This is a genomic window from Notoacmeibacter marinus (assembly GCF_002238045.1).
GTDB classification, from domain to species: domain Bacteria; phylum Pseudomonadota; class Alphaproteobacteria; order Rhizobiales; family Rhizobiaceae; genus Notoacmeibacter; species Notoacmeibacter marinus.
Window position 1 is genome coordinate 96,748 of record NZ_NBYO01000002.1, and the last position, 19,763, is coordinate 116,510.

The window sequence follows — 19,763 nt, forward strand, 5'->3', positions numbered from 1 at the left end:
ATGGTTGCGCCCGTTCTCGGCCGTCGGAAAGAGCCTTGTCTCGTTTTGCACGGAGAAAGTGCATCGCGGCGAACCCGGTTCCGGCGCCCGAGGCGATCATGCCAAGCGCTGCACGTCGTCCCAGCTTCTGCGTCACGGCCTAGTCACGAGACGGCTTACCGCCGCGCCAGGCAATCGCCGCCGGCGCTCTTGATTTGGCCGCAAAGCGCGGTGGCGTCGGCAAAGCTCGATGCGGAGATGTTGACGCGGTAAAAGGTGCCCCTTCCGGAAATTTCGGCCGGCACGATGTTCACGCCACGCCCCGCCAGAAGCGAGTTGTAGCGCTGACTCATGGCCCGGTAGCTCACCTGCGCCGCCTCGCGCGTCGGATGTGAGGAGATCTGAACCCACGCCGGTGGAGTCGCTGCGGTCGCGGTGGTTGAAGCACCGCTTGGCGTCGGCGTCGGCGTCGCCGGCGCGGCGGTCGTTGCCGTGACGGGAGCAACAGCTGTCTGCTGCGGAGCCACGCGACCGACATTGGGACGCGACAGCGGCAGCGGAATATCAACGATCTGCTCGGCTATGGAAGCGGTCTCCGGATCGCTCTCAACAGCTGCGGTAGCTGCGGCTTCCGTTGCGCTGGCCGCAAGGGCGGCAGTTGCGGGATCGCCACTTGCCGGCGCCAAAGCCAGATCGTTCGGGTCCACGCCGGTGGCATCGGCATTGCCGGCTCCGCCGATCGGCGTCGCTGCGGCCGGATCGACCCGACCGGGACGAAGCGCCTCCGTCGAGGCATTCGCCGGTTGCGTTGCGCCGGCTCCGTCGGCGGATGCTATGGTCGTCCCGGTGGCGGCAACGGCAGCCGTGCTATCCGACGAACCCCGGGGAACGATCGAGCCGTCCGGCTTGACGATGAAGGTGCGAACCTTGCGCGGCTCGATCGACACCACATCGCGGCGAACCGGTGTTTCCGAGTCGGTATCGTTCGCGGCGATGCGCGTTTCGTCCTTGCCGGCGATTTCGAGGGGTTTTTCCGTCGTATCGACCAGTTCGTTCTGTTGCGGCTGGTTGCCGGTCCGGCCTTCGACCGTTTCGTAAACCTCGTTCTCCTTCGGTCCGGCCGCCGCGGACTGCGTATCGGCGGGTCGAACTTTCAACGGTTCGGAATCGGCACGAATGATCGCCACTTCACCGTCGCCCCCATCGCCGGAGAAGAAGACATAACCACCGCCCGCGACAAGCAGCGCCAAGAGCGCGGCGCCGCCATAGAGTGCGTAGCGCGACAAGGATGATCCGCGTTCGGGCGGAAGAAAGCCGACCCGGACATCGTCCCTGTCGGTATCGGCGCCAAAATCCGCCGGGGGTTCGGCGGGAGACAACTGGCTCACATCGAAGGATGGATCGGACATGTAATCCGGTTCCCCAGCAGTGCCGAAGGACGGGTCCTCCCACGCATCATCCGCTACCGCATCACCACCATAGGACGCGGCAACCGCCGAATCGGGCTGCGGAGCGTGTGCGGACATGCCTTCGGCCCTGAGAATATCGGCGAATTCATCGGCCAGGGCGTCTTCCTGATAGCCGCTTGCCCCATCGGTATCGCTGTCGGAGATGTCGGGAATGTCGAGAGCATCGGTCATCGGAACGGTCATCTCATCATAGACGCGAGTTTCAATATCAGGGACATCGGGGTCGCCGGCATGCGCAAAATCCACCTCGGGCTCTACCGCCAGATCGTCGGACAAGTCGGGGGCGGTCTCATAGCCGCCCGACCATTCCGGCGCGGCGGGAACAGCAGCAGCCACGACGGACGGATCGGCAAACGTTTCGCCCTCAGACGGTGACGCCGCCGCTTCGAAAGGCTCGGTCGGCGCTTCGACCGGCGCGGCGTCGGCAAAATCGGGGATGCGCGCCTCATCGGCGCCGTCCAGAATGTCTGTCAGCTCGCCGGTTTCATCGAGTAGCGCCGCCTCTTCTTGCAGAAGATCCGCTTCGTCCGCCGACAGCGGCACGTCGTCCGCCGCCTCAGCGACTGGTTCCCGCAGAATAATGGCGTCATCGACAGACCCGGTTTCGATCACGGCATCGCGATCAGCTTCCACCGTCTCGGCAGGTAAGCCATCATCGGTGCGGAAATCCTCCATCAACGCGGCATCGAATGCGTCGACAAAGCTGTCTTCATCCAGATCGGCAGACGCTTCCGGCGCAGGTTGCACTGGCTCTTCCCTCGCCTGGACGGTCTCGAAAAAGCTGTCTTCGTCGAATTCGGCCATTGCGAGATCCGACGCATCGAGTTCGATATCCAGTTCATCCGGGTCGGTGGTCGAACCGCCTTCTTCCGCCAGGCCAAACGCGGCAAGCCCCTCATCGGCAACCAGATCGTCAGCCGAAAGGCCGGCCCCATCGGCGGTCTCTTCAGCCGCGATCGGAGGCTCGGCGGTGGAGCCGTCACTCCCCATGATAGCGGCCAATTCGGCATCGTCGAAAAGCGTATCGGCAGCCGGCGCAGCATCAGCCGGCTCGCTGTGCTTCAGAAAATCCTGGTCGAGCGATCTGATGAAGACGTCCTCGGAATCGGCATCGACCGGTTCCGTTTGGGCAGCCTCAACCGGATAATCGACATCCATCGCAGCAGCGCCATCGACCGACACGACCTCGTCGACGGCCGGAACCTCGTCTGCCCGCATCTCATCAAGGGAATGGTCCAGATCGAGAGTATCGAGCTCAGTCAAATCGATGGAAAGATCGTCGGATGGTGTGTCCGCTGAAAAATCGGCGGTCGTTTCGTCGGGCTGATGGATCGGCCCGGCTTCCCATGGTTCGGGCGCGGCATCGCTTTCGGCGTGCGGCACCGTATCCAGATCGTCACCCAAGGACGGATCGAGCATGTCGGCGAGACTGGCGTCGAGCGATTCGGCTTCCGGCTCGCCCTGTTGGGGCGAGGCGTCCAGTCCGATTATGCGAGTAAGCTCGGCGAGCGGATCGTCATCCGAGATTGAGAAGTCGCGACCGACGGGCTTCTTCTGCGAATTGGCTGACATATTGTTCTCCGCACACCATACTTGCTCGGAGCGCTGCAGGCATCCGGCCCCACTGTGGCCGGATAGCAACGCAATGTGGGCAAATGGTGACAGATCGGCACAGCCGCCTTGACAGAGCTAGCGCATTTCCTCCGGCGCCGAAGCCCCGATGATCGCAAGACCTGCCGAAAGAACGTTCCGTACAGCCATCACCAGACCCAATCTGGCTCGCGTCAACACTGCATCATCATGCTTAACGAACCGTAACTGTGCATGGTCCGTGCCGCGATTGTAATGGCCGTGAAAGGCGCTCGCCAGATCGTAGAGGTAAAAAGCGACCCGGTGCGGCTCCATCGCGCTGGCAGCCGATTCGACGAGGCGCGGCCATTCGGCCAGCTTGCGAATGAGAGCCAGTTCGCCCTCGTCGTCCAGCGCATCGGCACCCTCGCCGATTCCATCCACCATCGCCACTTCAGGGCCGAACGCCTCGATGGCCTGCCGGATAATCGAATGGGCGCGCGCCGAAGCGTACTGCACGTAGAAGACCGGATTGTCCTTGCTCTGCTCGGTCACCTTGGCAAAATCGAAATCGAGCGGCGCATCGGCCTTGCGATAGAGCATCATGAAGCGCACGGCGTCGACGCCCACCTCGTTGACCACCTCGCGAAGGGTGACGAAATTGCCCGTCCGCTTGCCCATGCGTACCGGCTCGCCGTCGCGATAGAGTTTGACGAGCTGACAGAGAAGAACGTCGATGTCGATCTTGTCCGAAACCGCGCGCGCCAACGCTTCCATCCGCTTGACATAGCCGCCGTGATCGGCGCCGAGGACGAAGATGAGTTTCTCGAATCCGCGCTCGAACTTGTCGCCCATATAGGCGACGTCGGCCGCGAAATAGGTATAGGATCCGTCGCTCTTGACCAGCGGCCGGTCGATATCGTCGCCTACTTCGGTCGAGCGGAACAAGACCTGCTCGCGATCCTCCCAGTCGTCCGGCAGTTGGCCCTTTGGGGGCGGCAACGTGCCGGTGTAGACGAACCCCTTTTCCCGCAGATCGTCCACCGCCGCGCGGATCCTGCCGCCATTGCTGCCATGTAGGGTGCGTTCGGAAAAGAAGACGTCATGGCCAATGTTCAACGCCGCCAGATCGTCGCGGATGATGTCCATCATCATGACGACGGCCTTGTCCTTGGCGATCGACAGGGCTTCCCGTTCGCTCATTTTTAGCAATGCGTCGCCATGTTCCTCGGCAAGCGACTTACCAACTGGAACGAGATAATCGCCCGGATAGAGCCCTTCGGGAATCTCAATGGTCTCGCCGAGCGCCTCGCGATAGCGCAGAAGAACCGAGCGGCCCAGAACGTCGACCTGCCCGCCGGCGTCGTTGACGTAATATTCGCGCGTGACGTCGTAGCCGGCAAACGCCAGAAGCTGCGCCAGCGCATCGCCGACGACCGCCCCCCGGCAATGGCCGACATGCAACGGGCCGGTCGGATTGGCCGAGACATATTCCACATTGGTCGCGCGCCCGGCCCCGAGCGTCGACTGTCCATAAGTGTCGCCAGCGTCGAGCATGGTACGGAGCTGGTCGTGCCAGAAGCCATCCGCCAGCCGCAGATTGATGAAGCCGGGGCCCGCCACATCGACCGAAGCCACATCGTCATCCTTCGCCAGTTCATCTGCGATGGACTGCGCCAGATCGCGCGGCTTCATGCCGAGCGGCTTGGCCAGCACCATGGCCACATTGGTGGCGAGATCGCCATGCGAGGGATCGCGCGGCGGCTCGACCGTCATGCGCGAAAGGTCTGGCGCATTGCCGTTTTTGTCTTTCAGGTCAATGACTTGCACGACCGAACGGATTCGCTTTGCGAAGTCGGCGAATAGATTCATGGATTCATCTCATTGTCAAAAGGGCGTCCGGCCAGCGATCCCGAACCTTGCCCATCGGCCCGCCGCCTAGCCGATCGGTTCGGACCCGTCAAACAGGCGGGCGCATTCTTTGCGGGCATAGCTGTCCGTCATGCCTGCGATGAAATCGGCGACAATGCGGGCTGCGCGCGCTTCGTTCCCGCCCATGACCGCCTTGCGTCGCCATTCGGACGGCAAGGACGCCGGATCGGTCAGATAGCGTTCGAAAAGCTGCGTGACCGTCCGGTCGGCCATCTCGCGAAAGGCCATGATCGCCGGTGATCGATACATGCGATCGAACAGGAACGCCTTCAAATGCAGGTCGGTTTCCTTCATCGCCGGTGAAAAGCCGACGGTCTGCGCCCCTCGTTCTCGGATCGCAGTGGCGCTTTTCGGCTGTTCGCGCTCCAGAATTCGGCGAGCGCCACCGATGACGTCTTCGACCATCGCCGTGATCTGACGGCGTTGGAATTCATGGGTGAGGCGCGAAAATTTCAGATCTGGCCAGCGCCCGCGCACTTCGGCCAGTGTCTGCGCAACGAAGGGCACAGCTTCCGCAAGCTCATCCAGCGTGAACAGCCCGGCCCGGATGCCGTCATCGATATCATGTGTGTTGTAAGCCACGTCGTCGGCGATGGCGGCCGCCTGCCCCTCGATACCGCACCATTGCGACAATTCGAGGGGAAACAGCGCATCGAACTCCAGAAAATAGGCCGGAACCTCACCCGACGCCTCCGCGCCAGAGCCTGTCAGCGGGCCATTGTGCTTGACCAGCCCGTCCAGCGTTTCCCAGCTGAGGTTCAGCCCATCGAAACCGGCATAGCGACGCTCCAGCTTGGTCACGACCCGCAGAGACTGCGCGTTGTGGTCGAAGCCCCCGAATGGCTGCATCAGACGGTCGAGCGCATCTTCACCGGCATGGCCGAACGGCGTGTGGCCGAAATCGTGACAAAGCGCGACCGCTTCGGCGAGATCCTCATCCGCCTCGAGTGCCCGGGCGATGGCCCGCGCGATCTGCGCAACCTCGATCGTATGGGTCAGCCGCGTCCGGTAATGATCGCCATCGTCGCTAATGAAGACCTGCGTCTTCAGCTTGAGCCGCCGAAAGGCCGTGGAATGAATGATTCGGTCGCGGTCGCGCTGAAATGGCGTACGCGTCGCGCTGGCAGGCTCTTCGATCAGTCGACCCCGACTCTTCCCGGGATCGCAAGCCCATGGCGCACGCGGCCTGTAGCCGAAACCGATACCGGACAGCGCCGGTGATTGATCCGTTTCCATATCCGCTCTTTCCGGCGCACCCGCCGCCCATGCGTTGACGTTCGCCTGATTGCTTCTTACCTCTGTCAGGAAATCAGACAAAGGCGAGTTCGGCATGAACGCGATCGACCGTCCCGACAAAACCATTACAATTACCGAGAGCGCGGCCAAGCGGATCAGCAAGGTCGTGGCCGGTTCCGACGACAAGATCGGCCTGCGCGTCACGGTCGAGGGTGGCGGCTGTTCCGGTTTCTCCTACACGATCGATCTGACCGATTCGCAGCAGGACGATGACAAGGTCTTCGAACGCGACGGCGCCAAGGTGTTTATTGACGATCTGTCCATGGTTTACATGGCCGGCTCGAAGATCGACTTCGTCGACGATCTGATCGGCCAGGCCTTTCAGATCGACAACCCCAATGCGGTCGCTTCCTGCGGCTGCGGCACGTCCTTCTCGATCTGATACGCTTTCGCTTTACCTCGTCGCTGCGCCCCGTTACCTCCTTGGCATCGGATGCGGGGACGGAACGGCATGAAGATCGCAACCTTCAATATCAACGGCATCAAGGCGCGCATTGAGGTACTGCTCGCCTGGCTTGATGAAAGCCAGCCGGACATTGTCGGTCTTCAGGAGATCAAGAGCCAGGACGAACCCTTTCCCCGCGCCGCCTTCGAGGAGAAGGGCTGGCACGTCGAGACCCACGGTCAGAAGGGCTTCAACGGAGTTGCGCTGATTTCGAAGATACCGCCGTCGGAGGTCAATCGCGGCCTACCGGGCGAAGAAAAGGGCGAGCCCGACGAGCAGGCGCGCTTCATCGAAGGGGTTTGGGAAACCGACGCCGGGCCGCTGCGGGTCGTCTCACTCTATCTGCCGAACGGCAATCCTGTCGGCGAAGACCGAAAATGGGGCTACAAGCTGCGCTGGATGGAGCGCCTGCATCGTTGGTCGCAGGAGCGGCTGGCGCTGGAAGAAATGCTGGTTCTTGCGGGCGACTACAATGTCATTCCGGAGCCGCGCGATGCCTGCCACCCCGAAAACTGGGCAGGCGACGCGCTTTTCCAACCGGAAAGCCGCGCCGCCTTCCGCCGGTTGCTAGCGCTGGGCCTCACCGATGCGATCCGGGCCTGCGATGGATCGGAAGGGCTTTTTACATTCTGGGATTATCAGGCCGGCGCATGGCCGAAGAACAATGGCATCCGCATCGACCATCTCCTTCTTTCGCCGGAAGCGGCGGATCGTCTGTTATCCGCCGATATCGAAAAACATGTCCGTGGGTGGGAAAAGCCATCCGACCACGTACCGGCCGCGGTCAATCTCAGGGTCGAATCCTAGGCCGCGAGCGTTTTACTGTGCGCTGACAACCACTTCACCGAGCTGGTGACGGCTCATTTCGTAAGCTAGCCGCCTTTCTGCTTCCGACGCCAGGCCGAACGCCTGCTCCTGTCGCTGTCGAATCCAGCCCCGATCTCCTTCACTCGCCCGGTCGAGCGCAGTCGTCAGCAGAGCCAGGCCTTCGACGGTGCGGCCCTTTTGGAAAAGCAGGTCCCCCAGCAGGGCCTGCGCCCCGACATGGCCCTTGCCCGAAGCGAGCTGCAGCCAGCGCGCGGCGCGGCGCAGATTGCGGTGCTCGTCGAGAAGCATGTGTCCGATCTCGAACTGCGCCTGCGTGTTGCCGTAAACGGAAGCGGCACGGACATAGAGGTCCATGGCCGCATCGGAATTGGCGCGCACATCCGTTTCGGCGATGCCGGTGCGATAGTAGCGGGCGAGCGCGACCAGCGCATCGGAAACGAAGATTTCTTCCTGGGAACCAGGCGTGACGCCGTGTTCCACGATCTTCTGAAACATCTTGAAGGCGCGGTAGTCGTCCCGGGCTATACCGTCGCCATCGGCGTACATGCGGGCGACCTTCCAGCGGGCGCCGGCATGTCCGTCCTCGGCTGCCTTTGCATAGGCCGCAAGCGCGCCATCCTTGTCGCCGTCGCTGTAAAGCTGATACCCGCTGCGAAACTGAGACCACGGATCCGGGCTGCGCTGGGCCAGGTCCACGGCCGATACGCCGGTCGTGGACATTGCGCCGGCCGCCGCACTCAGCAGCGCCAAACGAATGCACCATGATGATGAGCGTGCCAAACGTCTCATCGCGCCCTCTTCCTTGCCCCTTCGTCCGACCGGATCGTCTCACGAACCGGTCGCCATTGTCTTAAAGACACCGATACCGCGCCCTCGCGTCGGTGGTCCTTCTCATCTGTAACGGGTTTGTGGCGGCTTCCGGGCACTTTGTCCGCCTGGCTACCCGCCGGGCATGCGCGGGGTTGCATCTGTTGCACATTTCACACAGCCGGGCGAGCCGGCCGGAACGGCGACGGACATCTTGACGCCATCATGGCGAACCTCAATGTGGGCGCTATGCGAGCCGGACGATCGCGGTCCGGGCGAACCGAGCGAAGGAGCAGGCACCATTCGTCGTTTCCTGTCACGAATAGGCGATGGGCTGGCCGGGCTGTTTCTTCTGGGTACGGCGCTTGTTGCCTGCGCCGGTGTCTGGCTGGCTTCCATGAGCGTGGCCGGCGATTACGACCGGGCATCCCTGCATCATCGCGCCTATTCGTCCTGGGCTTATGTCAGGCCCGGCTCTGAGGGGATCCGTGCACAGGATGTCCAGCTCGTCGCACCGCTTCACCTTCAACCCCAGCAGATTTCCGAAACCGTGCGCGAGGCGTTTCTGACGGCGGAGGACAGGTGGTTCGAGGTTCATCCCGGTTTCAATCCGCTCGCTCTTGCTCGCGCAATCGCACAGGAAACGCGGGTGGCTTTCGGTTCTGGCGAGAATGGCGGGGGCGGTTCCACCATCACGCAACAACTGGTGAAGAACCTCATTTTGACCAATGATCGCGACTATCTGCGCAAGTTCCGCGAGCTTCTCATCGCGCTGCGGCTGGAAACGATGTTCAGCAAGGACGAGATCCTTGCGATGTATCTGAACAATATCTTCTTCGGACAGGGCGCCTATGGCATCGAAGCGGCCGCGCGTACCTATTTCGGGCGTAGTACGGTCTGGCCCCGGCAGAGCGGTACGATCAATACGGGCGAAACGGCTCTACTGGCATTGAGCGTGCGTGCGCCCTCACGCGCCAATCCGGGTCGCGGTCGCAAAAGGCTGGAAGCGGAAGCCCGCGATCTGATTGCCGCAATGCGGGAACGCGGCTTTCTTACCGCTTCGGAAGCGACGAACGCCGCGCTACAGCTCGACCGGAGGCGCGGCCAGCTCAGCTGGTCCATGCACATGTCGCGAGCGCGCGATTTCGCACTCGGCCTCGGCCTGCCGACTTCATTGCAGCAACGCCAGAAACCGATGGTCGTCTCCACGACCATCGAGCCGGAGGCGCAGCTTTATGCAGAGCGGGCTGTTGCGCGCCTGCTGGAGCGCGCCCGCCGCACCGATCGCGCCTATGACGATGCTGCCGTGGTCATTCTGCGGCCCGATGGCGCGATCGCCGCCATGTCCGCTGCACAATCCTATGGCGACAGCGGTGGCTTCAACGTGTTGTCAGAGGGGCGCCGCTCGCCCGGCTCCACCATCAAACCTTTCATCTACCTGTGTGCCTTTGCTGACGGGAAGACACTGAACACCCAGGTGGCCGACACGGCGCGGGAATTTCGCAATGGCTGGACGCCACGCAACAATGACGGCCGCTATCTCGGTGGGATCACCATGGCGCGCGCATTGGCTCTGTCGCGCAACCCGCCGGCTGTGGCGCTTTGGTTCGACTATGCGGACTGCTTCAAGGAAACGATGACGCAGTTGGGCGTCAGCGGACATCTGCCGGACCAGCCCAGCGCCGTTCTTGGAACGGGCTCGGTTTCGCCCCTCGACATCGCACGCTGGTACGCCGCGCTCGCCAATGGGGGTCATACGGTCGATCCCTATGCGATATGGTATGCGCGCAGCATGGACGGCCGGACGATCTTTCACCACGATCTGGGGCCTTCGGCGGCTCCGTCGGTGCTTGCCGATCGCAATGCGCGTTGCACTTTGGAAAAAGGGTTGAAAGATGTCGTGTCGGTCGGCGGAAGCGGTCGGCGCGCCGCTTTCGCCCATCCCATGGCCGGCAAGACCGGCACCAGCCAGAACGGCCGCGATGCCTGGTTTGCCGGTTATACGGGGCGATATGTCGCGGTCGTCTGGCTTGGCGCAGAAAAAAGCGCGCCGCGCCAGGCAATCACGGGTGGCGGCCTGCCAGCGCTTATCTTCGCCAATATGATGGCGACGCTTCACCAGGGCAAAACGCCCCTGCCCCTGCCATGCGATCAGCCAGCCCGCAACGGGACAGACGCTGAGGCCGCGGCCCCGGGCTGAGCCAGATCAGCCACGAAGATTGGCGAGCGCCATTTCGAGACGGCTCACCTGCTGGGAAAGTTCCATGGCCTTTTCGCGTTCGGCCTCGACCACTTCCGGGTCGGCTTTGGCGATGAACTTCTCATTGCCCAGCTTCTTCTCGCTGCGGCTAAGATCGCCTTGAACCCCCTTCAGCGATTTCTCCAACCGGGCCGTTTCGGCATCGACGTCGATCAGATCGCCGAGCGGCAGGCACAAGGTGGAATCGCCTACAATGACCTGCGCCGATTGTGGTGGCGCCGTGTCTGCATGAGTGATGTTCTCGATGCGGGCCAGTCGCTGCACGGCCGCGCGATGGCGGGCGATGCGCTCATGCGTTTCGTCGGAACCCCCAACCAGGACGAGCGGTGCCTTCGCCGCCGCCGGAACGTTCATCTCTGCCCGCAGCGAGCGAATGGCGGTGATCGTGTCGATCAGCCAGTTGATTTCGGCCGCCGCCGTTCGATCTTTCACGTCAGCCGTCGGCCAGGCCGTATGGCACAGCATGGCGTCGCGCTCTGCCGTACCGGCCCAAAGCTCCTCGGTCAGGAACGGCATGAAGGGATGCAGCATCGCGAAAGACTGGTCCAGAACGTAGCCGAGACATGATCGCGCTTCGGCTTTCGCCCCTTCGTCCTCGCCATTGAAGATCGGTTTCAGCAGTTCGAGATACCAGTCGCAGAGCTGGTTCCAGACAAAGCGATAGAGAGCGCCGGCCGCCTCATTGAAGCGGTAGTCCCGCAACGCCGCATTCACCTCATCGATGGTCCGCGACAGTTCGGTCAGAATCCAGCGATTGAGTTGATGGCCGGCCGAAGAAGGATCGAAAACGCCGCCATGCACGGCGCCGTTCATGCCGGCAAAGCGCACCGCATTCCAGAGCTTGGTGCCGAAATTGCGGTAGCCGGCAATGCGCTGCTCGTCGAGCTTCACATCGCGGCCCTGCGCCGCCATGATCGCCAGCGTGAAGCGCAGCGCATCGGCGCCATACTCGTCGATCAGCTTAAGCGGATCAATGACGTTGCCTTTGGACTTGCTCATCTTCTGGCCGCGCTTGTCGCGAACCAGCGCATGGACATAGACCGTCTCGAACGGCTCTTCGTCCATAAAATGGATGCCCATCATCATCATCCGGGCAACCCAGAAGAAGATGATATCGAAGCCGGTGACCAGCGCATTGGTCGGATACCAGGTCTTGAGCGCTTCGGTGTTTTCAGGCCAGCCCAGCGTCGAGAAGGGCCAGAGCGCGGAGGAAAACCAAGTGTCCAGAACGTCCGGATCGCGCGTCAGAAGATCGCCCGGCTCCATATTTTCCAGCTTCTCTTCGACGAACGCTTTCCACGGCCCTTCATGGGCAAGGTAATGCTGAACAGCAGCGCCGAGCGCTTCTTCTTCGGTCTTGCGCACGAAGACCTGCCCGTCCGGTCCGTACCAGGCTGGAATGCGATGCCCCCACCAGAGCTGGCGCGAAATGCACCAGGGCTCGATATTCTCCATCCAGGCGAAATAGGTGTTTTCCCAGTTCTTCGGCACAAAATTTGTGCGCCCTTCGCGGACGGACGCGATAGCCGGCTCGGCAAGCGTCTTTGCGTCGGCGAACCACTGGTCCGTCAGCATCGGTTCGATAACGTCGCCTGACCGGTCGCCGAAGGGCTGCATGATTTTCTTGCTTTCGACGAAGGGGTGCGCGTTGCCGTCCTCGTCCAGCGTCATGACGGCCAGACCGTCCGCGTTGATCGCCTCCACAACCCGCCGGCGCGCCTCGTAACGGTCCAGACCGCGCAGTTCGTCCGGCACGAGGTTGATGGCGTCTACTATTACAACATCGGGCGTTTCATCGGACTTGACGATCGCCATCGCCTTGGCCGCTTCCTCGGCATAGGGTTCGCCATCGGCGCGCATCTGCGCCTTTTCGTCCATCAGGCGATAAAGGGGGATTCCATTTCGCTGCGCGACACCGTAATCGTTGAAATCGTGCGCACCCGTGATCTTGACCGCGCCGGAGCCGAATTTCGGATCGGGATAATCATCCGTAATGATCGGGATCAGCCGGCGATGCTCTTTCGGGCCGACAGGGATTTCGCATAACTTGCCAACAATTGAGGCATAACGCTCATCCGATGGATGAACAGCAACCGCGCCGTCGCCCAGCATCGTTTCCGGCCGGGTCGTCGCAATCGAGATATAGTCGCGGGTCTCGCGAAGGGTCTCGTTGCCGTCCTCGTCCTTCTCCACATATTCGTAAGTCGCACCGTCCGCGAGCGGGTATTTGAAGTGCCACATATGGCCGTCGACTTCGCGATTCTCGACCTCGAGGTCGGAGATAGCCGTTTCGAAGGTCGGATCCCAATTGACCAGCCGCTTGCCGCGATAGATCAGCCCGTCATCGTAAAGCCGCACGAAGACCTCCAGCACGGCCTCGGACAGCCCCTCGTCCATGGTGAACCGTTCGCGGCTCCAGTCGCAGGACGCGCCCAGGCGTTTCAGCTGGTTGAAAATCGCGCCGCCGGATTCGTCCTTCCACTGCCAGACACGCTCAATGAAAGCGTCGCGACCCATTTCACGGCGACCGGGCTCGCCCCGCTCGGCCAGCTGTCGCTCCACGACCATCTGCGTGGCGATACCTGCATGGTCCATGCCCGGCTGCCAGAGCACATTGTCGCCCAGCATGCGCCGCCAGCGGACCAGAACGTCCTGCAGCGTGTTGTTGAGTGCGTGGCCCATATGCAGCGAGCCCGTCACATTCGGTGGCGGAATGACAATGCAATAGGGGTCCGCGCCGCCCTTTGCGCCTGCACCGGCCGCGAAGGCCTCGGCTTCGTCCCAGCGGGCGGCGATTTTCGGTTCGATGGCGGCAGCGTCGTAGGTCTTGTCCAGCATGGTCTTGGGGTCCGTTGAGGGAGCCCATGCATATCGCGACCGCGCGCGGGGAAGTCAACCGGACGACACAGCGCTCTCCCGGCTCATGACCGAGGCGGACATATAGCCGCCCGGCGTTCAGCCGCCCTGGGCGATTCGTTCGATCTCTTCTTTGACGAGACGTTCGACCAGGGTGGGAAGATTGTTGTCAAGCCAGTCCTGCAGCATGGGGCGCAGCATCTCCTCGGCCATCTGATCGAAATCGCGCTGGCGGCTGGCGAAAAACGCGTCCTTCAACTGACCGAACGAATCGGCGACGGCTTTGCCGGCCTCGCGTGAAACGATCGGCGCAAGACCGGATGCGTTGCTCGACGAAACGGGATCGGCTGCGTCGTCTTCGGTGGACACTAGCGATGCCGCCGGAGGTTGTGCGCCAAGCGGGCGGCGTTCCAGTTTCTCCGCAACAGCGCGAAACCTGTCTTCCGAAGGCATTGAGTGAGAAGCGGCGGTTGCTGGTGCTTCGCTCCGCGGAGCTTGTAAGGCAGGCTCTTCGGCTTCCGGCGGAGCGGTCTCGCCAACGGCGTCGACATCGGCCAAAGGCTCTACGGGCGGGGTTTCGTCCATTGTGTCGACCGTCACCTTATCGTCGGCGACTTCTTCGTCAGGATCGTCGGCGACTTCTTCATCAGGGCCGAAACCGTTCTCTGACGATTGTACGGCAATGGTGCCGGCATCGAGATCGTCTGCTTGCGAAGACAGCTTCGCCTGAATGTCGGCGAGGCTTAGCGGCCCGCGACTGTTCGCCGTCGAAGGTTTGCGGGGCGCCGCGCTCGCGGGTGCGGCGGTCTCGGCACCGCCATTGGACCGACCGGACGCCCCTGCCGGCCCTCGGTCGCTGATCGCCTCGCGAAACGCATTGAGCTCCGCTTCACCGGCAGCGACGATTTCATCGTCGATCTGATCGTCGGCATCCAGAACCGTCGGAAAGCCGGCGATCGCATCATCCGCGTCGTCCTCATCCAGATCGGATGGATCGAAGGCAAGATCGATTGATCCGGATGGCCTCGAAGGATGCGCACCTTCGGCCTCGGCCGCCGAAGCCGCAGCATCCGATTCTTCGATAATTTTTCGGATGGACGCCAGAATTTCGTCCATCGACGTCTCTCGTGCGGCACCGCTCGCCTGCGACATCACTCCGCCCTCTCCCCGGATAATCATCCGGTCTGTCGGCAATACGAATCGCATGGAGCCTAGCCGAGGGTCGGTTGGATGAGAATCCCCTCGACCGCTTTGCGGTCCGGGATTCACAGCTATCGGCGTGGCGGCGTTAGCGGCCGTCCGGCGTCCGCAATCCGTACCAGGCGTCCTTGACGGCGTTCAGATGCTCGTCCGGATCGTGCCGCTTGACCCCAAGGCCGAGCCCTTCGGCGGTCAGCTGGCCGGTCGCCGACAGAATGCCGAGCGACGCGACAACCGCATCCCGTTCGGCGCTGACCTGCGTGACCTGCGCGGTAATAAGCGCCGATTGCGCGTCCAACACGTCGAGCGTTGTGCGTTGCCCGACATTGCGCTCCTCGACGACGCCGTTCAGCGCCAGGGTCTGTGCAGAGATAAGGTCGAGCCCGGCGGATATGGCTTCGCGCGCAGCGACATACTGATTCCAAGCCGCGATGGCATTGGCTCGAACCTGATCGATCGTCACATCGACATTGATGCGCGCCTGGCCCAACTGCTCCTTGGCCTGACGCGTTTGCGCGGACGCCACGCCACCTTGATAAATGGGTACCGTCACCGTCGCACCGATCGTGCCGGTCAGCGTATCGCGATCGCCGGAGCTTCCCGGCGCATTCTGCACATCGATGTTGGCAAACTCCTGCGTCAGCGAGGCCGAAGCACCGACCTGCGGCAGGAAGGCGCCCTCACGCGCCTTGACGGTAAAGCTTGCCGAGTCGACGAGATGCCGATTGGCCTTGATTGCCGGATGGTTGTTGAGCGCGATGGCGATGGCTGTGCTCAACGAGCCCGGCAGCTTTCGTGTCAGCGGAGCCGTCGGCTTCAACTCGCCAGGGGTCCGCCCGACGATCTGCCGGTAAGTGGCTTCGCTGACCGCCAGATTGGATCGCGCGAGATAAAGCGCGGCCTGGGCCTGAGAAAGAGAAGCCTGCGCCTGGGACACATCGGTCCGCGTTGATTCACCGACATCGAAGCGAGCCCGCGCACTGCGCACCTGCTCCTGCAGGAACTGAAGATTACGCGAGCGAAGCGTTACGAGCTGGCGGTCGCGCAGCACGTCCATATAAACGGTGCCGGCGTTGAAGAGCGTATTCTGTTCGGTGTTCGTCAGGCTGGCCTGACTGGCAAAGACGTTCGATTTGGCGGCCGCGACATTATTGCGTGTCTGAAAGCCATCGAAAAGCGTCTGATCGATCTTCACGCCGAAATCGATCGACAGAGAACCGGTATCCGTCCGTGTACTGACGCCGAGATCATTATCGAAGTCGCGTCGAACCGACGTGCCCGCGGCGGTGCTCGTCGCTGAAATCCGCGGCCGCATTCCGCCCTTGGCAATGGGAACGTTTTCGTCGGCGACGCGCACCCCGGCTCGTGCGCTGTTGAGATCGGCATTGTAGCCATAGGCCGTCGCCATGGCGCCGAGAATGGTCTCCGCGCTAGCGGGAGCTGCGGACAGGGCCAGAATGCAGGATAGGCTGAAGATTCGGACAGTGTTGTTCAACACGGACTCATTCCGTTCGAGGCGGTCTTTTACGTCTTGGTAAAGGTCATGACTTGTCGGCGTCCAGCGACGAAGGTTCGAGTGGAAGCGCCGACATGCCGATCCCTTTTTCGGTGTGTCCTAAAAGACAAAGCCTGGTTGGCGACGAAAACCCGGCACTGGTTTGACGGCGCAATTAAAAGCGGTGCGGCCGCCGCCAACGCCGCGACCGCCGACATAGAGCACCGCGTTCGCGGCATTACCGTGACCTTCCACCGTTACCAAACGGCCTCCCGGCTTGAGCTGCTGGAGAAGCGTTTCCGGCACGTAATCCACCGACCCGCCAATGAGGATCACGTCGAAGGGCGCTTCATCCTCGCAGCCATTTTCCGGATTGCCGTGCAGTACGGCGACATTGTCATGGCCGAGGGCGGAAAGCCGTTCGGTTGCCGATTCGGCCAGTTCCTCGTCCGACTCGATGGCAATGACGCTGGACGCGATAGACGCTAGAATGGCGGTGGAGTAGCCGGTCGCGCAGCAGAGGTCGAGGGCCACATCGCCGGGCCGAACTTCCGCCAGCTGGACCATCTTTGCCAGCGGCCCCGGCTCGATGAGATAGCGCGACGGCGCCACTTCGAGATCCTCGTCAATATAGGACAGATCGCGCAGGCGCGTCGGCACGAACTCTTCTCGCGGCACGGACAGGAACGCTTCCAGGACCGGCAGCGCCGTCACGTCGGTCGTTCTCAACTGTCCGTCAACCATCTTGCGGCGAAGGTCGGAAAAAACCTGGCTCATCGTCATCCCCATTGCGTCGGCAGGTCGGCCGATAGTCGATCCGGTCGATAGCAATTAGGGTCCCGGGCTGCAAGGCATGCGCCCGTCGAATGATGGACGGGGGCCACCGCACCGGAACCTCCGATGCCGGATGGAATGAGGGCTTGACGGGATCGAACCGCAACGGATATTGAGAGCGCGCTGAAGACGAGGGCTATCGCTCAACATTTTGAGGGGCCAAGTCTTTGGGATAGCGCGATCTTTCTCACGTTATCGGCCTCGTGGCGGAGTGGTTACGCAGAGGACTGCAAATCCTTGCACCCCGGTTCGATTCCGGGCGAGGCCTCCATTCGTTTCCGAGACATGGCGACGTAAACCGAACGGCCATCAAGCCGCGTGCGCGTAGCTTGGGCCGATCGCGCCTTCCATAGCCTTGAGGCGAAGCCGCTCGCCCTCAATCCTTTCCGGAAGACGAGCCGCTTCCGATCGCGTTCGGCCAGCGTCGTCCTACCCAGGATATGAAACGCCGGCGCCAGCGCCTGGCCAGCGGAATATCGATCGAAAGAACCCCCAACCCGAGCGGGATCATCCAGAATCCGACCACGGGGAGAAAACCGACCGTGCCGGCGGCGATTAACGCCCAGCCTAAAACCAGTCGCCCGGGCTTCGAGCGCGGAGTCGAAAAGCTTCGGCCGAACAGGGAAAACAATGGCCGAGGCGTTGTTTTTGATGCGTCTTTCATGGCGTCGCGGCCGCAGATCGAGGGCGATAAGGTTTAAAACCATATAGGTTACGCGGAGATTTTTTATCAGGGCGGCTTGGCAAGCTGGAAACGGCTCTGCTATAGGCCGCTTCGCTTGAGCCGCTGTTCCCCGGTAGCTCAGTGGTAGAGCAACCGGCTGTTAACCGGTTGGTCGCTGGTTCGAATCCGGCCCGGGGAGCCACTTTCCTTTCATTATCCGTTCTGGGACCGCCGATACCGCCATTCGCGCGGCGTCCATCCGCGTCCGCAGGTCGCACGGCGCTCACCTCCAGCTTGCGAGAAACTTTTACTCGTGTAAAAGAACTGGTGGATGCAGTCCGGTGCCGTTCGGCAGGCGTGGCCAGAAGGAGACCATGCCTGGCTGTGGACCGACGTTTGAAGCGGCGAATGGAGGAGGTTGCCGTGAAGAGCAGATCGAAGCGAGCTGGAAGGCCTGCCGCCCCGCTCCATGGCATCCGCGCCCCGGCCGTTCATTCCAAGGACCGCCCGTTCCCGCCCGATCAATCGCGACTGGAATGACGGCCTGATCCGGCACGTCAGAATTTTTTCGAGGATCTCCCATGGCCGTTCGCCTGAATATGTCCGCCCTGCCGCATATCGGATGTGCAAGCGTTCCTTCCTACGACAGATCGGCGCTGAAACCCGGCATTTTGCATATCGGCGTCGGAAATTTTCACCGGGCTCACCAGGCGGCCTATCTCGACCGCCTTTTCGAAACCGGTCGGGACCATGATTGGGCGTTGTGCGGGGCCGGGCTCATGGCGTTCGACAGCAAGGTTCACGACGCGCTGGCAAAGCAGGATTTCCTGTCGACCACCGTCGCCCAGGAAGCAAACAGCACCACCCTACGCATTACCGGCCCCATGGTGGAGTTCGTCGTGCCGGAGAATCCGCAGGCCATCATCGACCGGTTGGCCGACCCCGCGATCCGGATCGTTTCGCTGACGATCACCGAAGGCGGCTATTTTCTGGATGCAACGGGCCATTTCGATTCGCGCCATCCGGCCATCCTTGCCGATGCCGGAAGCCACAGCACGCCGAAAACCGTCTTCGGCGTTATCGTCAGCGCCTTGAGAGCGCGGAGGAATGCGGGGCAGAAGGCGTTCACCGTGATGAGTTGCGACAACCTGCCGCATAATGGCCGGATCGCGCGGGAGGCGGTAGCCGGCCTTGCGCGTATGATCGATAGCGAACTGGCCGACTGGATTGACGAGCATGTGACCTTTCCCAACGCAATGGTGGATCGCATCACGCCCGCGACCGGCGAACGCGAACGCAAGCTGGTTCGCGACCATTTCGGCATCGATGACGCATGGCCCGTATTTTGTGAGGAATTCAGTCAGTGGGTGCTTGAGGACAAATTTGCCGATGGACGCCCTGCCCTTGAAACGGTCGGCGTAAAGTTCGTCGATGATGTGACCCCCTATGAGGCGATGAAGATCCGCATTCTGAATGGCGGCCACGCCATCATCGCCTATTCGGCAGCGCTCATGGACATTCATTTTGTCCATGAGGCCATGCAGAACGATCTGGTTCGCCGCTTTCTGACGAAGGTCGAGGAAGAGGAAATCATCCCGGTCGTCCCGCCGGTCCCGGAGACCGATCTTGGTGATTATCACCGGTTGACGCAGCGCCGCTTCGCCAATCCCAAGATCGGCGACACCGTTCGGCGGCTCTGTTTCGACGGTTCGAACCGCCAGCCAAAATTCATCCTCCCATCCATTGTAGATAACCTTGACCGGGGTCGGCCGCCGGTCGGACTTGCCCTGGAGAGCGCGCTCTGGTGCCGCTATTGCTATGGGCAGACGGACAGCGGTGCGTCGGTCGCGCCGAACGATCCTGCCTGGGACAGGCTCACCGAAACGGCAAAAACGGCGAAGACGAACCCCGACGCATGGCTTGGAATGAGGGATGTCTACGGCGATCTCGCCAAAGACGAGCGGTTCGGAAGACTGTTCGCCGATTGGCTGGCGCGTTTATGGCGCGACGGCACCAAACGCACACTTGCCTTCTATCTCGACAGCTGACGCAAGAACCCTCCGCCGTCCCGAATGCAGGCGCAGACCTGTCGTCAATTCGCATAAGCTGCCCCTCGCATCATTGAAGCC

At 62.0% G+C, this 19,763-nt stretch carries 13 protein-coding genes and 2 tRNA genes; 6 read left to right on the plus strand and 9 right to left on the minus strand.

The annotated features are described in order from the left end of the window. Positions 1 to 155: 155 nt before the first annotated feature. The 3 genes from B7H23_RS08620 to B7H23_RS08630 all read right to left on the minus strand — a co-directional run bounded on the left by B7H23_RS08620 (position 156) and on the right by B7H23_RS08630 (position 6,185). On the minus strand, positions 156 to 3,020 hold the full coding sequence (locus B7H23_RS08620; protein WP_094077052.1) for an SPOR domain-containing protein: 2,865 nt from the start codon (positions 3,018 to 3,020) through the stop codon (positions 156 to 158). Positions 3,021 to 3,137: 117 nt separating this feature from the next. Then, the gene (argS, locus tag B7H23_RS08625) at positions 3,138 to 4,889 is read right to left on the minus strand and encodes an arginine--tRNA ligase (RefSeq protein WP_094077053.1); all 1,752 of its coding nucleotides are present in this window, start codon (positions 4,887 to 4,889) and stop codon (positions 3,138 to 3,140) included. A 66-nt stretch (positions 4,890 to 4,955) separates the two neighbouring features. Then, positions 4,956 to 6,185 (minus strand): deoxyguanosinetriphosphate triphosphohydrolase, encoded by a 1,230-nt coding sequence (locus tag B7H23_RS08630; protein WP_094077673.1) that lies wholly within the window; start codon positions 6,183 to 6,185, stop codon positions 4,956 to 4,958. A 94-nt stretch (positions 6,186 to 6,279) separates the two neighbouring features. Here B7H23_RS08630 and erpA point away from each other — a divergent pair, with 94 nt between their 5' ends. Continuing rightward, a complete protein-coding gene (gene erpA / locus B7H23_RS08635; protein ID WP_094077054.1) occupies positions 6,280 to 6,627 on the plus strand; it encodes an iron-sulfur cluster insertion protein ErpA in 348 nt (115 codons plus the stop codon). Positions 6,628 to 6,696: 69 nt separating this feature from the next. Next, entirely contained in the window at positions 6,697 to 7,497 is an 801-nt protein-coding gene (xth, locus tag B7H23_RS08640) for an exodeoxyribonuclease III (RefSeq protein ID WP_094077055.1), read from the plus strand. A gap of 12 nt (positions 7,498 to 7,509) precedes the next feature. On the opposite strand, the gene B7H23_RS08645 is transcribed toward xth, so the two are convergent. Further along, positions 7,510 to 8,307: a tetratricopeptide repeat protein gene (locus B7H23_RS08645; protein ID WP_094077056.1), complete on the minus strand. Its 798-nt coding sequence runs from the start codon at positions 8,305 to 8,307 to the stop codon at positions 7,510 to 7,512. Positions 8,308 to 8,563: 256 nt separating this feature from the next. Between B7H23_RS08645 and B7H23_RS08650 the strand changes: the two genes are divergently transcribed. Continuing rightward, the gene (locus B7H23_RS08650; RefSeq protein ID WP_158215795.1) at positions 8,564 to 10,525 is read left to right on the plus strand and encodes a transglycosylase domain-containing protein; all 1,962 of its coding nucleotides are present in this window, start codon (positions 8,564 to 8,566) and stop codon (positions 10,523 to 10,525) included. A 6-nt stretch (positions 10,526 to 10,531) separates the two neighbouring features. On the opposite strand, the gene B7H23_RS08655 is transcribed toward B7H23_RS08650, so the two are convergent. From B7H23_RS08655 to B7H23_RS08670, 4 genes are all read right to left on the minus strand, one after another. Then, positions 10,532 to 13,423, minus strand: coding sequence for a valine--tRNA ligase (locus B7H23_RS08655; RefSeq protein ID WP_094077058.1), 2,892 nt, complete (start codon positions 13,421 to 13,423; stop codon positions 10,532 to 10,534). A gap of 117 nt (positions 13,424 to 13,540) precedes the next feature. Continuing rightward, positions 13,541 to 14,593, minus strand: a complete 1,053-nt coding sequence (locus B7H23_RS16230; RefSeq protein ID WP_240535033.1) for a PopZ family protein — start codon at positions 14,591 to 14,593, stop codon at positions 13,541 to 13,543. 136 nt (positions 14,594 to 14,729) lie between these two features. Beyond that, positions 14,730 to 16,139 carry a TolC family outer membrane protein gene (locus B7H23_RS08665; protein ID WP_094077059.1) on the minus strand — a complete coding sequence of 470 codons (1,410 nt, stop codon included), beginning with the start codon at positions 16,137 to 16,139 and terminating at the stop codon, positions 14,730 to 14,732. A 117-nt stretch (positions 16,140 to 16,256) separates the two neighbouring features. Continuing rightward, the gene (locus B7H23_RS08670; RefSeq protein ID WP_094077675.1) at positions 16,257 to 16,913 is read right to left on the minus strand and encodes a protein-L-isoaspartate O-methyltransferase family protein; all 657 of its coding nucleotides are present in this window, start codon (positions 16,911 to 16,913) and stop codon (positions 16,257 to 16,259) included. Between the two features lie 254 nt (positions 16,914 to 17,167). Here B7H23_RS08670 and B7H23_RS08675 point away from each other — a divergent pair. Then, positions 17,168 to 17,241, plus strand: a tRNA-Cys gene (locus tag B7H23_RS08675). A gap of 105 nt (positions 17,242 to 17,346) precedes the next feature. Here the strand turns inward: B7H23_RS08675 and B7H23_RS08680 are convergent. Next, complete coding sequence (locus B7H23_RS08680) at positions 17,347 to 17,634, minus strand: PGPGW domain-containing protein (protein ID WP_094077060.1); 288 nt, start codon at positions 17,632 to 17,634, stop codon at positions 17,347 to 17,349. Between the two features lie 127 nt (positions 17,635 to 17,761). Between B7H23_RS08680 and B7H23_RS08685 the strand changes: the two genes are divergently transcribed. After that, positions 17,762 to 17,836 (plus strand) — tRNA-Asn (locus tag B7H23_RS08685). Between the two features lie 379 nt (positions 17,837 to 18,215). Beyond that, positions 18,216 to 19,682 carry a mannitol dehydrogenase family protein gene (locus B7H23_RS08690; protein ID WP_094077061.1) on the plus strand — a complete coding sequence of 489 codons (1,467 nt, stop codon included), beginning with the start codon at positions 18,216 to 18,218 and terminating at the stop codon, positions 19,680 to 19,682. The last annotated feature ends 81 nt before the right edge of the window (positions 19,683 to 19,763 follow it).

What these genes read in the sequence shown, in the direction of transcription:
- B7H23_RS08620 (WP_094077052.1), bottom strand. Translation starts at nt 3,020, where the DNA reads ATGTCAGCCAATTCGCAGAAGAAGCCCGTCGGTCGCGACTTCTCAATC.
- argS (WP_094077053.1), bottom strand. Translation starts at nt 4,889, where the DNA reads ATGAATCTATTCGCCGACTTCGCAAAGCGAATCCGTTCGGTCGTGCAA.
- B7H23_RS08630 (WP_094077673.1), bottom strand. Translation starts at nt 6,185, where the DNA reads ATGGAAACGGATCAATCACCGGCGCTGTCCGGTATCGGTTTCGGCTAC.
- erpA (WP_094077054.1), top strand. Translation starts at nt 6,280, where the DNA reads ATGAACGCGATCGACCGTCCCGACAAAACCATTACAATTACCGAGAGC.
- xth (WP_094077055.1), top strand. Translation starts at nt 6,697, where the DNA reads ATGAAGATCGCAACCTTCAATATCAACGGCATCAAGGCGCGCATTGAG.
- B7H23_RS08645 (WP_094077056.1), bottom strand. Translation starts at nt 8,307, where the DNA reads ATGAGACGTTTGGCACGCTCATCATCATGGTGCATTCGTTTGGCGCTG.
- B7H23_RS08650 (WP_158215795.1), top strand. Translation starts at nt 8,564, where the DNA reads ATGTGGGCGCTATGCGAGCCGGACGATCGCGGTCCGGGCGAACCGAGC.
- B7H23_RS08655 (WP_094077058.1), bottom strand. Translation starts at nt 13,423, where the DNA reads ATGCTGGACAAGACCTACGACGCTGCCGCCATCGAACCGAAAATCGCC.
- B7H23_RS16230 (WP_240535033.1), bottom strand. Translation starts at nt 14,593, where the DNA reads ATGTCGCAGGCGAGCGGTGCCGCACGAGAGACGTCGATGGACGAAATT.
- B7H23_RS08670 (WP_094077675.1), bottom strand. Translation starts at nt 16,913, where the DNA reads ATGAGCCAGGTTTTTTCCGACCTTCGCCGCAAGATGGTTGACGGACAG.
- B7H23_RS08680 (WP_094077060.1), bottom strand. Translation starts at nt 17,634, where the DNA reads ATGAAAGACGCATCAAAAACAACGCCTCGGCCATTGTTTTCCCTGTTC.
- B7H23_RS08690 (WP_094077061.1), top strand. Translation starts at nt 18,216, where the DNA reads ATGGCCGTTCGCCTGAATATGTCCGCCCTGCCGCATATCGGATGTGCA.